The organism is Candidatus Flexifilum breve, assembly GCF_016713355.1.
In genome coordinates this window covers 870,539-884,786 of record NZ_JADJPI010000004.1, presented here as the reverse complement: position 1 = coordinate 884,786, position 14,248 = coordinate 870,539, and the positions used below count along the sequence as shown (strand labels likewise).

At 56.2% G+C, this 14,248-nt stretch carries 11 protein-coding genes; 1 reads left to right on the top strand and 10 read right to left on the bottom strand.

Features of this window, described 5'->3' with window-relative positions:
* Positions 1-43: 43 nt before the first annotated feature.
* The 9 genes from IPK17_RS04735 to IPK17_RS04695 all read right to left on the bottom strand — a co-directional run bounded on the left by IPK17_RS04735 (position 44) and on the right by IPK17_RS04695 (position 6,678).
* A complete protein-coding gene (locus IPK17_RS04735; protein WP_343416594.1) occupies positions 44-415 on the bottom strand; it encodes a restriction endonuclease subunit S in 372 nt (123 codons plus the stop codon).
* Positions 405-1,136, bottom strand: coding sequence for a restriction endonuclease subunit S (locus tag IPK17_RS04730; RefSeq protein WP_343416508.1), 732 nt, complete (start codon positions 1,134-1,136; stop codon positions 405-407). The genes IPK17_RS04735 and IPK17_RS04730 overlap by 11 nt, the downstream gene beginning before the upstream one ends.
* Complete coding sequence (locus tag IPK17_RS04725; protein ID WP_343416507.1) at positions 1,129-1,419, bottom strand: hypothetical protein; 291 nt, start codon at positions 1,417-1,419, stop codon at positions 1,129-1,131. The genes IPK17_RS04730 and IPK17_RS04725 overlap by 8 nt, the downstream gene beginning before the upstream one ends.
* Before the next feature lie 79 nt (positions 1,420-1,498).
* Positions 1,499-1,867: a hypothetical protein gene (locus IPK17_RS04720; protein WP_343416506.1), complete on the bottom strand. Its 369-nt coding sequence runs from the start codon at positions 1,865-1,867 to the stop codon at positions 1,499-1,501.
* Positions 1,868-1,927: 60 nt separating this feature from the next.
* A complete protein-coding gene (locus IPK17_RS04715; RefSeq protein ID WP_343416505.1) occupies positions 1,928-2,749 on the bottom strand; it encodes a hypothetical protein in 822 nt (273 codons plus the stop codon).
* 4 nt (positions 2,750-2,753) lie between these two features.
* Positions 2,754-4,268: a type I restriction-modification system subunit M gene (locus tag IPK17_RS04710; protein WP_343416504.1), complete on the bottom strand. Its 1,515-nt coding sequence runs from the start codon at positions 4,266-4,268 to the stop codon at positions 2,754-2,756.
* 232 nt (positions 4,269-4,500) lie between these two features.
* Positions 4,501-4,968 (bottom strand): hypothetical protein, encoded by a 468-nt coding sequence (locus IPK17_RS04705; protein ID WP_343416503.1) that lies wholly within the window; start codon positions 4,966-4,968, stop codon positions 4,501-4,503.
* Positions 4,969-4,976: 8 nt separating this feature from the next.
* Complete coding sequence (locus IPK17_RS04700) at positions 4,977-5,471, bottom strand: Pycsar system effector family protein (protein ID WP_343416502.1); 495 nt, start codon at positions 5,469-5,471, stop codon at positions 4,977-4,979.
* Positions 5,472-5,568: 97 nt separating this feature from the next.
* Positions 5,569-6,678 carry a tyrosine-type recombinase/integrase gene (locus IPK17_RS04695; RefSeq protein ID WP_343416501.1) on the bottom strand — a complete coding sequence of 370 codons (1,110 nt, stop codon included), beginning with the start codon at positions 6,676-6,678 and terminating at the stop codon, positions 5,569-5,571.
* A gap of 484 nt (positions 6,679-7,162) precedes the next feature.
* On the opposite strand from IPK17_RS04695, the gene IPK17_RS04690 reads away from it, so the two are divergent.
* On the top strand, positions 7,163-10,555 hold the full coding sequence (locus IPK17_RS04690) for an SUMF1/EgtB/PvdO family nonheme iron enzyme (protein WP_343416500.1): 3,393 nt from the start codon (positions 7,163-7,165) through the stop codon (positions 10,553-10,555).
* A gap of 308 nt (positions 10,556-10,863) precedes the next feature.
* On the opposite strand, the gene IPK17_RS04685 is transcribed toward IPK17_RS04690, so the two are convergent.
* On the bottom strand, positions 10,864-14,094 hold the full coding sequence (locus IPK17_RS04685) for an SUMF1/EgtB/PvdO family nonheme iron enzyme (RefSeq protein ID WP_343416499.1): 3,231 nt from the start codon (positions 14,092-14,094) through the stop codon (positions 10,864-10,866).
* Between the last annotated feature and the right edge of the window lie 154 nt (positions 14,095-14,248).

The window sequence follows — 14,248 nt, the reverse complement described above, 5'->3', positions numbered from 1 at the left end:
TGGTTCACTGGATAATTGGTAGCAAATTACTGTCGCGAACTGCTCACCCTTCACTATCATCCACCTCGACGCGCACCGCGCCCGTTAAAAGCTGCTGCATCAGCCCACGTTTTTGTGTTTGCAGTCGTTCAAGATAGCTTTCGTAAAGCTCTGTCAGTTCATCGCTTGTTTCAAGAACATCAGCAATCGCCTTTTGTGTAGCAAGGGGTGGCACAGGAACGTTGAACTTCAAGAAATCACTTGCTCGAACAGACGCGTATCCGGTTGTTCCTTTAGATGCCCTATCTGCTTGGCGCATAAAGTAATTTGCATCGACAAGCGCACAGATATAACGCCGATAGGCTTCAGCATTTGAAAGGAAATCGAAAAGGAAGAAATGGCTCGTTATCAGTGCGTCTTCACCATCAGGCGGGATAATGCCGATTGAACCGTGCTTCGCCCATATTTCTGAGACGATTATCTGCCCCGGCTTGGCGAGGTTGATGTCGCTCCATTTTCACGTTTAGGCCATTATCATATCCAGCAACAACTGCGCCTTTAGCCCACCACTTTACTGAAATACGCGGATAAGGCTTGTCTTCAAGCTCGGTTATGTACTCTTTGTTTTGTTTCAAAAAGTCACTGAGCTGACCCAATTGCCACCCTTCTGGTAAGTCGCTGTCCCCTCTTATGAGTAGCTGCATGAGCGCCGCTTTGCGCCGTTTGAGCACGTCGATCAACTTCGCCGTGAGGGTTATCGCCTCGTCCCATGTACTGAGGATCGCCGCAATCGCTCGCTGTTCGGGGAGAGGGGGAATAGGGACAAGAACCTTTCGCAGTCCGGATATTGGAATTTCTTTTAGCGCAGAACCATTAACCTGATTCAGAATTTCATCACGAACCAAGTCCGAACGGATAGCCTGTACTAAGAAATCAGGTAACGCTTTGCTTCGGTCGGGCGCTATGAGGGCGACCCCTCTCGTAAGGTTCGCGCCGACAAGCGCAGGCGGTACTTTAGCGACAAACCCGATTTCGCCACGTAGAGCGATCATCAAGTCGTCTTGTTGAAGAATAGTTCTCCTATAAGACTGGCTGATCTCCTGAGACGTAGTAATCATGTTTTCAGGAGATAAATTGCCGCTAGTTAAATCAACCACCCGCTTCAAACTTCTGCATGCCTTCGGGTGTGTTGGTGTAGGTAATCGAGCGTAGATGGGCAATATCGAAGGGGAAATCTTCGCGGCTTTGGGCGATCAGGATCGCTTTCTTGCCCATCATATGCGCCATGCCCAACTCGTAGAACACGTTCGCATTCTTGCCCGTGCAGTCAACAATCAGTAAGTCGGCATGGTAGATAGCAGAGTACACTTCATGAATAATGCTATTGGTCGTCGAGAAGTCGTCTCCACGTACACAAGTCACGCCAAGCGCATTAGTCACCTTCAATACATGCTCGGTATAGATGGAGAGTAAAGTCGGATCAAACGGCATAGCAACAAAGATTCGCGCCCATGCATCCTTACCCTTTCGGAAGGGGGGCTGGAAAGATAGGTATCACCTCGATGCTGTTCGACTGCCGATTGAGCAAATTCGTTAGACTAACATCGAAAACATCCAGAAGGTCACTTAATAGGAGGGTGGTGCTGAGACGTGTATCTGGTGTCCATTCGGCTGCATTCTCGACTTCGATTAATCGCAATCCGAGAAGATCTTTAGCGTATCTTGGCAGTTGAAACCGTACCGATTTTTGCAGCACCAAAAACATCCTTGCAGGATCAGGTAAGCGCGGATCATCCTGATTGAGCAAACCGAAAATTTCGCGGAGGCTGATGGGCTGCAACTCCCGAATAACCGACAGCAGCGCAATGAGACCACTCTTTATCGGCATAAATCTGGCCTCACTATTCCAATTCCTTCAAATAAGCCACCATGCGCGTCTTCATCGACTTCATGGCGTTTCACCGGGAAACGGGGACGGCGGCACGCGCGTCTTAAGTTCTAGCTCCAATTCAGTCCGGAGGGTCTTTTCCAGCAGAGCCTCAAAGCGTTTCATTCCAGCGGGATCGGTACTGTAGACAATCGAGCGCAAATGCTGCACGTCGAAGGGGAAATCCTCGCGGCTCTGCGCGATCAAGACGGCCTTTTTGCCTAGGGTGTGCGCCACCCCAAGCTCATAGAACACATTGGGGTTTTTATGCGTGCAGTCCACTATCAGCAGGTCAGCATGGTAAATCGCCGACCACACTTCCTGAATGATGCTATTGGTCGTGGCAAAATCATCGCCGCGTTTACAGCTCACGTGGAGGCGTCCCGCCACCTGCGCGATATGGTCGCGGTAGACGGGCAGCAGCTCGTCAAGAAACGGCATCGCGACGAAGATCCGCGCCCACTGATGGACGGTATTCTGGCCGAGAGGTCGCCCGAAGAGCGGACTCATCTCGATGGTGTCTTCGGGTTTGAGCAGCAGTTCGTTGAGGCTCAGCCGGAACAGGTCTTGAATCACGCTGAGCGCGGGCGTAGCTCTGATCAGGGTATTGCTCTCTAGTCGGTCGCCATTTTCTGTCTGCACCAATCCCGCCGTGATTAATTCGTGGATGTAGTGCAGCCCCACCCGATTGAATTGGGCAAAGGGCAGATGCGGTCGGCAGTTCACCGGGAGCCGGGGATCGGTGCGCTTGACCAGTTCCAGCAAGTCCTTGTAGCTTACCGGCTGCAATTCCCGAATCGCCAGCAGCAGCGCGAGCTTCATTTTGGGGTAGGCGTGTGACATAAGCTTATTCGAGTCCTAGTTCTTTCAAGTAAGCGGCCATCCGTGTTTTTACGTCGGCGAGCTTGGTTTCCAGCGTGTCGATCTCCGCTTGTACTGCCCTCAGGTCGATTTTTTCTTCCGCCTCGAAGGTGTCCACATAGCGCGGAATGTTCAGGTTGTAGTCGTTGGTGGCAATCTGCTCACGGGTCGCCAGTGCCGCGTATTTCTCAACGGGTTGGCGCGCACAGTAGGTCGCCACAATGCGGGCGAGGTCGCTCTCGCGCAGGCGGTTCTGGTTTGTGCCCGCTTCAAACTCGCGGCTGGCGTCGATGAACAGCACCCCATCGTCGGCACGGTTGCGCTTGAAGATCAGGATCGCGGCGGGGATGCCCGTCCCGAAGAACAGGTTCGGCGGCAAGCCGATCACCGCGTCCAGCAGGTTCTCGTCAATCAACCGCTGCCGAATCGCACCTTCTGACGATCCGCGAAACAGCACGCCATGCGGCACAATCACGCCGACGCGCCCATTCTGCGCCGGGTCGGCGAAGGTCGTCTCGATCATGTGGGTGATGAAGGCATAATCGCCTTTGCTCTTGGGCGGCACACCGCGATGAAACCGCTCATAGCGGTCGGTCGCCGCGCGCTCTGCGCCCCACTTGTCGAGCGAAAACGGGGGATTCGCCACGACCACATTGAACTTGGCGAGGTGGTCGCCTTCCAGCAGCATCGGCTCGTTGATCGTGTCGCCCCATTTGATGTGCGTCTGGTTGACGGGCATCTCGTGCAGGAACATATTCATCATGCACAGCGCCCACGTCGCGCCGTTCGCTTCCTGTCCCCATACCGAGAACGCCTCGCTGCCGACATGTTTCGCACAGCGGATGAGCAGCGACCCGGAGCCGCACGCCGGGTCGCAGATGCGCTCGTTCGGCTGTGGATCAAGCAGACGCGCCAGCAGTTCACTCACTTCTGCCGGGGTGTAGAATTCGCCCGCCTTTTTGCCTGCATCTGAGGCGAAGCGGCTGATCAGGTACTCGTAAGCGTTGCCGATGATATCGAGCTTGCCGACGCGGGAGGGGCGCAAGTCGAGGCGCGGATCGGCGAAGTCGTTGAGCACATTCTTCAGGCGTTCATTGCGCTGCGCCGTTTTGCCAAGCGCTGCCTCGCTGTTGAAGTCGATGTTGCGGAAGACGCGTTCCAGCTTCTCTTTGTTGGCTTCTTCCAGCGCCGCCAGCGCAATGTTGATCTCCTCGCCGATGTTCGGCGCGTTGCGCTGCTCCCACAGCGAATAGAAGTCGCTCCCCTTCGGCAGTCGGAAGGTTTGGCGGCTCAGCTTCTTCTCGATGCGTTCGGGGTCGTTGGGGAACTGGCGTTCCAGCGTCTCGCGCTGCTCGCGCCACACATCCGAGATGTACTTTACGAACAGCATCACGAGGATGTAGTTTTTGTATTCGGAGGGGTCAATCGTACCCCTGAAGGTATCACACGCTCTCCACAGGATGGCGTTGATCTCGTCTTGGTTAATCGGCGTATTCGTCATGTGTTAGCTTAGTCTCAAAGGGAATGTTTATTACTTGCATTTAGTATAGCGCAGATCGCTGATTGCGCCGCATCACATGGATTGAGGAATGGGTCAGCACGAGGAAAAGCGGTACTAAAACGCCCTCAAACCGCTACTGAAAATGTATATCTCTTTTTCTGCCTGCGAGAATATGAAATATGCGAACTAACTAGATATTCCAACCCTTACTGAGCGCCTTTGTGAAGCACGCCTAGCCTTCCTTGACTACCTCGGCAATGATCTGTTTTACAAGCAATACAATAGTCGGCGCAACCGCAGATAGATCCTCACTGGCGCGACCTAGTTCTATTGTTAACTCCGTCAAACGGCCTCTTTTGTCGGGATTTTCCTGAGCCGCAGTCTTTAGCACTTTGCCTAATACTGCTTTGATTTTCGACTTGTCCCTTTCGACATCTTCAGGAAGTTTGTCTAGCTCAGTAGATAGCTGAGCAACTAACATAGAGAGATCATTGTCATTGCTGACGCGCACATAACCTTCAATATGGCCAACTACGATGTTGCCAGAGACCTCACTGATAGAAATGGAATTACCGTCCATATGAAATATCCGCCAGTCATCTTTGTCTTGTTGTCTCGACGACATCGACAGCTTTATATCCTTGTCAGGCTTAGGTAGCTTGTTGTCGGAACTATTCGGTTTTAGACGTTTTTTCGGCATGGGTCACCCTAGCTGACTATAAAGACTATTGCCAGTGCAATACAGATAATGGAGAGCGTTTGGAGCAACATGGCAACCCGAAGAATGAGTGCAATACGTTCAATTTGGTAAAAATTCTGTTCAAATGCTTCAGCTCGGTTTACCGCTATCTGAGTAATTGTCTCTTCATGAGGTTTGTCGTAATACTTATGAAGCAGTATATGCGGCGCTGGATCAATCCGGAGTCGTCTTGACCAGAACACCATTGCTCCTAAAAGGATTGCACAGATTGCTAGACCAACACCAAAGATCATACTTTGTTGTGCAGAAACGGGGATATTTTGGTCTTTGATGCTACTAAATAGCAGGGCTAGAATTGCTCCCGAAAAACCTAAGAGAGTTCCGGCTTTGTTTTGTAGCGCTTCAAGAGCATCACGTTGATACTCAATGCCACGTGATAACTCATCATATATCAAGTCAATGCTAGTGGTCTTTGACTGTTGCAGCAAACCCGCATTACCCATCGCCAAACCCCTAAGCTCGCCTATTGATGGTTTCAGGTCATTGTAAGGTAGATATTCGGCGCATACAAGTTTTCAAACGCAATTAGTTTCTGATAGGCTATTCGTCAAAGTCAACGCCTTCATTCGCTCGCTTTGCCGCCTCAATGTAGGTGAGCGCCATCGCTGGACTGTTCCAGCCGAACATCTCAACCATACGGTCGAGAGTCACATCTTTGCGGCGGGCAACTTCGGTCGCGGCACTGTGCCGCCCATCGTGCGCAGACAACCCTTTTATGCCAATTTTCCGACCAAGAAATTCGACACGCTTCGTAATGGCCCGTTCACTCATTCCCTTGCCCGATTTGTCGAGTTTGCCGCCCTTACTGCTAGGGCAGAGGAGATTACCGCTGACAGGCGCGTCTTGGTCGATGTAACCCATTGCCGCCTTGTAACTGTCACGGGTGAGATCGTGGGTTTGCGTTTTCCCGACCTTCTGACGGTAGAACGTGAAGTAACCCGCACGATGTTCATGGTCGAACGTGAATGCGGTGACTTCGAGGATGGCTATTTCACCACAGCGCAGTCCGTGATCGAGCAGCAGGCATATGAGCAACGCGTCACGGCGACCTTGTGGCGTGTCCGGTTGTGTCTTGAGTGCTCGACGCTGTGCTTTGGTCAGTGGAACAGCTTTTTCCTTCTTCGATCCCTTTCGAGTTGCCTGCCCCTCTGCTGCGCGCCGTTTATCTGCCTCTGCTCGTTTGCCATAGGCGAATCCCTTCACACTTGAGATCTTCGCAGCAGTGTCGGTATCAGTCGCACCGGCCTGAAATGCCAGTGCTGCATATCGCTTGACCGTTGCCAGTCGCACATTGATCGAACCAATCGCATAACCCTGCTGTAGCTGCCACTGCACAAAGCCGCTTACGATGCCGAAGGTGATTTGTGCCCATTCTGCCGGGTCAGACATCAACGCATTGGCTTGCTTCGCGATTTGCCAATCAGCATCGCTATCGAAGGTGTAAGCATAAAACGTCAGGGCAAACAGATAACGAGCAAAGACCGCAAGGTCGCCAGCTTGACGTCGGAGCGTGTTGGCGGGCTTGTCCTTCTGATAATCCGCAAAGATACCAGCACGAGCTGCATCATCTGCCAAAACACCGATGACACCTTGTCTCTCAGCGAGAGATGTTTCAGGAAGCGAGGTTTCGGATAATGGGGTGAGTTGCATAGTCACTAGACTTTTCCGATTGGTACTGATTTTTCTAATTAATCAGCACCAATTATACCGCTAAAATCCCGAATCCACCGCTCAATTCCGTGAAGAACAAAAGAGCGAATCTCTCCCTAATAGTTCCAACGTTGGAACAATCAATAGTTCCAACGTTGAAAGTTTCAACGTTGGAACAGGAAATATATACATATTAAATGGATATAAAGATAAAGAGGTCGTTGACACGACTCCTCCCACTTCCAAGATTGAAACCGCCGGGCATTAGGACACTTCATCACCTGTTGGGCTGGAAAACCAATAGGCGATAAACGCCGGAAGTAGAAGCGAGCGTCACATCCCAAGAATATATCACCCTCGTGGACATCGATACTCGCTTCAGCCGAAGCAAAAACGCTATGAGCACAAACGACACGGTGTCGTTTGAAGAACAACAGCGCGTTATACTGATGGATAATAATCAAATCACTGCTATAGGCAGCGTATGTTCAATCTATCAGACCCCATCACCGAACAAATAGTCCAGTCCGTCGCAGCGGCGATCTGGAGTCGCCCTGAGCTAACTCGCTTTCGTGAGCCCATCAGATCTGCGCTTCGGGGCGATCAGTTCCGTAGGCTGACGCACGATGCTGTCGACACCTTCGCGCAGGCTGCTCAAGTGGTGCTGCCGCAGTTTTTCGACGCGGGGTTCATCGACATGCCCACGGTGCAGGAGCGGCTCGCCGCCTATATCGTGCGCGGGCAGCAGGTCGATATCGATGGATTAGCGGAAGACTACACGCGGCGCTTTCTCACCCCGGCGGACGCGCCGACGGTGCGTGAACAGCTGGTTGGTTATCTCAAGACCATGCGTGAAACGTTCGCGACGCACTCCACCTACGGCGCGATTTTGCTGGCGCGCGATATCCAGTCGATGACGGCTGCGCTCAACAACCTGCGCGGCGAGATGCATGGACGCTTCGATGAAGTGATCGCCAAGCTGGATGCGCTGCTACGCGAACCGGAAATCAAGGCGCTGGTCGAGCGTAAACGCGGGAATCATGTCTTCTTGAGCTACACCCGGCGCAACCTGTCGATTGTGGCGAAGATCCGCAACGCGCTTGAGGATGCCGGGCATCGGGTGTGGCAGGATACGACGGCCATCCCCGGTGGCGACGACTGGATCGAGTCCATTGCTGATGGCATCCGGCGCGCCTATGCGGTGGTGACGGTCGTGTCGGCTGAAGCGCAGGAGAGCCGGTGGGTCAGGCTGGAATTTCTGGAAGCCGAGCGGCGCAAAAAGAAAATCCTGCCGATTAAGGTGGATGGCTGCGAAATCCCGATGGTCATGCTGGACATGAATGTTATCCATGCGCATCCTGATTTCGATACCGGGGTACATGGGCTGCTGGCGGCGCTGCCCGCGCACCCCATTCCGACAGAAACCGTTGAACGTCCCGCCGACCCACCGAAGATCGACCGCCGCCAACTGGAACTCGACTACCTTGAGGCGCTCATCTTCCGCAACAAAGTCTGGCAGGAAGTCTACACGCCCATGGCAGGTGTGGGGCAGATGCGCGTCGATGCACCGGAAGACGACCCTATCGAGATGGTGACCGCTCCCGCCGAGATCGCGCAGGAGTTTGCCCGGTTCATCGATAAGCGGCTGAAACCCCGCGAACAGCCCATGGAGAAGCGCGAGTATGGCGACATGCTTGAAGCCGTGGCAGAGATGCGCCAACTGGTCATCTTGGGCGAGCCGGGCGCAGGCAAAACGAGCACGCTCTGGCGGATCGCGGTCGAGTACGCGCAACGGGCCAAAGCTGATCCGACGCAGCCCATCCCGGTGTTCGTCCGACTCGGTGAGTTGGGAACGAGCAAAACCGTCGCCGCGCAGATCAGGGCGGCGTTGGGGGGACTTGGCGAGCATTTCGACGCCCTGCTGAACGAGAAGCGGGTTGTGCTGCTGTTCGACGGACTGAACGAACTGCCGACCGATGGCCGCGCGGAGAACGTTACCCACGTCAAGCGGCTAATTGAGCGGGCGCAGCGCGATGCGGGGATCGCCATCGTCACCTGCCGCGAACTGGATTACGTCGGCGCGCTGGACATGGGCATTCCCGAACGGATCGTCATCACCCCGCTTGATCCACTCCGTATTCGCCAATTCGCCAACGCCTACATCAAAGAGCCAGCAGGCCGGGGCGACGCACTGTTTTGGGAACTGGCTGGACAGGAAGTTCAGCATTATTGGAAGCGGTTCGAAGGGGATAAAGACGTTCGGATCGATCCGACTCAGCGGGAAGCGGTGTTCTGGTTAGCGGATGACCTGCCCGAAGGCGTGCAATGGGGTTATGACAACTGGACTTGGCGTGAGTGGCGCAAAACACGCCATCAACCGCGCAGCCTGCTGACATTGGCGTCCAACCCTTTTATGCTGTACATGATGACGGGGGTCTACACGCAGAAGCGGCGCATCCCGCCCAATCGCGGCGAGTTGTTCGGTACATTTGTAGATTTCCTGCTCACCAAACGTGAAAAGCTGGACAAGGCCGCCGCCGACCATCTGCGCGCACGACTCGCCGATCTCGCTTTTGCGATGCAGGCACAGGGCGAAGGCACAGCCTTCCCGCTGGCGGCGGTGATGGCGCATCTCGGCGACGAGCAAGCCCTGTATGCGGCCCGCAGCGCCAACCTGCTCAGCGGCAGTGACCCGATCCGCTTCACGCATCAACTGCTGCAAGAATACTTCGCGGCGCAGCGGCTCGACCGGGAGATGAACGCGGAGCGTCCTGCGCGTGACTTCTGGAAGGCGGACTCGTGGTGGCAGCCTACGGGGTGGGAAGAGACGGCGATCCTGCTGGCGGGGTTGTACAGCGACGACACGACGCCTGTAATCGAGTGGATGCGGGACGCACAGCCCGAACTGACGGCCCGCTGCATTCTGGAAAGCGGCGCACAGACCCCGCAGACGACACTTGAGGCGCTGCATCCGCGTTGGATTCCCCGTTTGACTGATTTGAATACTGACCCGATGCCGGAAGCGCGCGCCAACGTGGGTCGCGCGTTGGGACTGCTGCATCTCGATGACCGTCCCGGCGTTGGTCTGCGACCCGATGGGCTGCCCGATATTCAATGGTGCGAGATTCCCGCCGGGACGTACCCCATTGGCGGGGACAAAGACGCTTACGAGCCCCTTGAAGCGCAGAAATATGTCGTGAAGCAGGCGTACAAGCTGGCGAAATACCCGATCACCTACGTCCAGTTTGAGGTGTTCCTCAAAGCAGAGGACGGCTTCGGGCGCGACACATGGTGGGATGGGTTGACGCCCGACTACCGCAAGCAGCCGATGGCGGAGCAGTCTTTCAAATATGATAACCATCCACGCGAAAATGTGAGTTGGTATCAAGCCGTGGCCTATACCCACTGGCTGACGGCGCAATACCGCGCGGCTGGACTGCTGCCAGAGGAATGGGAAATTCGCTTGCCAACCGAGCAGGAATGGGAAACTGCCGCGCGTTATCCCGATGGTCGAGTGTTTGCGTGGGACAGCGAGTACATCAGCGGGTACGCCAATATTGACGAAACGAAAACTCAGGTCGGCCCTCACTACCTGCATCAGACTTCGTCGGTCGGCCTTTACCCACAGGGGCGCAATCCCTCAAATGACTTGTATGACCTGAGCGGGAACGTATGGGAGTGGACACTCAGCGAATGGGATGAGCCGGAGCAGGCGCGGTTGGATGAAAATAGAACACATGTTCGGCGGGGTGGCTCGTGGCTCGGTGTTGTACAGTTTGCGCGCGCCGCCTCTCGTTACGGGAGCAATCCGGAACTACTGGCACTGGAGCGTCGGTTTTCGGGTGTTTGTGCCCCTATAGAAAGCGCTGACCGCTGAATCGCCGAATGCGGGCGGTTCACGAACCGCCCCTACGCCGGATATTCTCTTCGTCCTCTGACCAACGGGCCGGGTTGCCAAGGATATATTCGCGAATCCGGTTCAAATCCGGCTCATCGCGAACAACATGTTCTTAGAAATCCCGCTGCCAGATGGTCGCGCCGGGTGTGCTGCGCCGCTCGTTGATCGCCTTTGACGAAACCGTCTTGAACGCGCCGATCAACCTACCTAACGATTTGACCACCGTGCCAGACGCATTCCCTATCGTAGGGGCGGTTCGTGAACCGCCCGCTGCGACGCTTCAGCGGTCAGCGCTTTTCTATAGGGGCACAACACACCCGAAAACCGAAGTACCTGAGCCCAGTGACAGGATCGAGCCTGAGACGAGAGGCGGCGCGCGCAAGCTGAACATCATCGCGCCACGAGCCGCCCCGCAGAACACGTGTACTATTTCCTTCCGGCTGATTATCTTCAGGAGCGGCATATGAATCGCGCCACGCGGTCAGACACCAGCACCAGACATTGCCCGACATATCCAGCGCCGCGTAAGGCGACATGCCATCGGGGAACAAGCCGACAGCGCTCGTCCTGCCGATGTTCGTCTCAGAATGATTCCCCTTCGCCGGATCGCCCGTGTCGCCGTAAGGGAAGATCAATCCGTCGGTGCCGCGCGCCGCCCGTTCGTATTCCGCTTCCGTCAGCAGGCGGATTCCCCAATCATGCGGCAGTAGGTTCGCCGCGTGGTACTGCGCGGTCAGCCAGCAGCAGAAGGCATGGGCTTCGTACCACGTCACCCCGACAACAGGATGATTATCGACGTGCCATACTCGATGATTCCAGGAGGCGTTGGGCTGCGTCATATTATCACCTTTCCACTCCCAACCTGCTTCTGTCCAGTAGTCGCGCTTGGTGTAACCGTCAGAGCGCACGAAGGCTGCATACTGCTGATAAGTGACGAGATACTTGCTCACGCGGTAGGCGTCTAAGTGAACGCGCTGCTGCGGCGTCTCGTTGTAACTTCCGGTGTCCGCTTGCGGATCTTTTGCTGGATCGCTGCCCATGAGGAAATCGTCCGCCGGGATGTCGCACCACACGATGTCGGGCAAGCCATCCGTCCGCACACCGACTCCCTCACGTGGATCGCCTAGCAGTCCAAGCGTCCGCCCGCAGTCGGCCCGTTCGACCGGATCGAGCGCCCTCGCCGTTTCGACCAACCGCACCAGCCAGTCGATCAACCCGTCACGGATCGCGCGGCGGCTCGGCTTGACCTTCTGTGTATGCAGTTCTTGTTCTGCGGCGATGCGCGCCGCCAACCAGATCGACCACCAGCGCGGATCATCCTTCGGCACAGTCTCCGGCACGTCGTCTTCGAGATAGAGCAGGTCTTCCAGCAGCGCCCACAGGTCATCGTAGGCGTTCTTCGCATCGTCGCGGTCGCGCAGTACGTCGCCCACTAGCAGACACGGGAAGCGCCACAACTGCGGGCGGCTCGTGATGTGATCGCGCACCGGGGTGAAGTCGTTCTTGCATAACCGGACGATGTGCCGCGCCGCCAGATACTCCTGAAAGGTGCGGTGGGCGAAATGGAAGACCGCCCCGGCATCGACGTGACCGGGCGAAACCAGAATGCCCGCGTTTTCGCTTAGGTACGAGACCAACTGCGCCGCCTTGATTGATGGATCGTCCATCTCCATCTCGAAGATGTGCTGCGAGAGCAGCGCACGCGGTATCTCCGGCGTCCCCCGCTTAACGCCAAGCTGCTCATGCACGTCATATGCCAGCGCACCGAGCCGGTCGAGCAGGTCGGCGCGGCTCGCATTTCCGAGCAGCGTGGTCAGCGTGGGCGCGCCGGGCTTGGCTGTCGTCCAGCGGTCGAGCAGCAACAGGATGCTTTCACGGTAGAGTGCGCCTTTGCGCGTGGGCAGGCCTTCGCCATTTTCGCCCGCCGCGAATAGCGTCGCCATCAGAGTGACGAACAGCGGGCGGTCTTTCAGTTCGGCGTCGACGGGCTGTAATGCCTCATTCAGCCGTCCAGCGCGCGCTTGTGCCGCATCAGCCGGATCGCCGCCGCAGCGGTACAGATTGCCCGCCAAGCCGATGCGCTGCGCATCCGCAAACGGCGCGAGTTCAACTGATGAATAACCGGGCAGACTCCAACCTTCGTAGGCGTAGGGGCGGCTGGTGACGATCACCCTGATGCCGCCATAAGCATCGTCAATGGCGCGCGCCAGCGTCTTCAACTGCGTCTGGCGCTTTTGTAGGTTGCCTTTGCCGCGCGGGTACGGGACTTCATCCAGCCCGTCAAGGATCAGTACGGCTGAGCCGCTCTTGAGGTCATCTGCAAGGATCGGCGCGTAGTCCGCCAGCGCCTCACCGAGCACTTCATGGCGGATGTACGCCCACAAATGATCGGCGGTGGGCTGTACGTCGAGCGACTGCGGGAAATGCGGGCTCGATACCAGCGCGCGCAGTTCGACATAGACCGGCGTGAGCGCGTTGTACGGCCAATGACCAAGACCCGCGAGCGTCGCGGTGCGCGTCCAGTGTTTGCGTTGTACCCCGGCCAGACACAGCGCCAGATGCCGCCCGGCAATCGTTTTGCCGCTGCCCGGCGATCCCAGCAGCACCAAGCGGTTGCAGGCCGCAGCCGCAGCCTCAAAGTCGAGCGGGATATCATTCGGATATACCCCATCCTCAACTTGACCGTAGAAGAGGACACCTTTTTCTTTCGCTGCTTTTGCCTGGTCAAGTTTGATCTGCCGCTGATCGATGAGGGCTTCGAGCGCAGCGACGTCCTTCCACCCTAAGTCAGCCGGACGTCGGCGGGTGGAAGGCGGATAATCTTCGGGCTTTGCCGTGCCATAGCGATAGCGTCGCTCTCCGTCTTTGCCTACTTCGCCGATCCACCAATCGTCGATGCGGTAGTCGCGGACTTCGATGCTCAGGGCGTATTTCACAGGCAGCGGGATGTACACATCCTCAAGCGGCGCGCCTTCAGCATGCGTGTATTTGGGATTGATCGCCGCCAGCGGCAACCGCCCCACCTGCCGAATCACTTTGTCGAGATAGTCCTGATGCCATCGATGCTCTTTCTCATCGGGTTTCTGGCGCAGGTCGTGCGGTGTAACGCCGAGACCCCGTTCGCGCAGACTGGTGAGCAGCTTGGCGAACTGCTCATCCCATGTGTCGAGACTGGTGAATGGTTCAACATGCTGGCGCTCAGGCAGTCCAATGTCGCGCAGCCCGGCGGGGATGTCAGCTAACGTTTCCAACAGGATCGGGAAGATCGGCTTGTTGAGTCGGCGCGCCGTGTTCACTTCGAATTTGATGGGCTCAGACGTACAAGCAGCGGGTGTCAGGCAGAGGATCAACCCCGCGCAGCCTTCTATCCCGCGTTCGATGTCCGCCTGCCAATCTTCTGAGCCTAAGTGGATGTCGTCGCGGTCGAACCAGAGGCCATATTTGGCCGTGCGCAGATCGGCTTTCAACTTCTCGACGCCATCGGTTTTGCGCTTGTAGGAGATGAACAGCTTGGGCATGGGATCGGCGCTCGCCTCTCGACTTTACATGGAGGTAATACTATAACAGTATATCGTGCGCGGCCTGAGCGAGCACAACCGCCAAACGACACGGTGTCGTGTGACCCTGTTGCACCTATATGGATACCCGTCAGCGTTGCGAATAAGGGGCCGC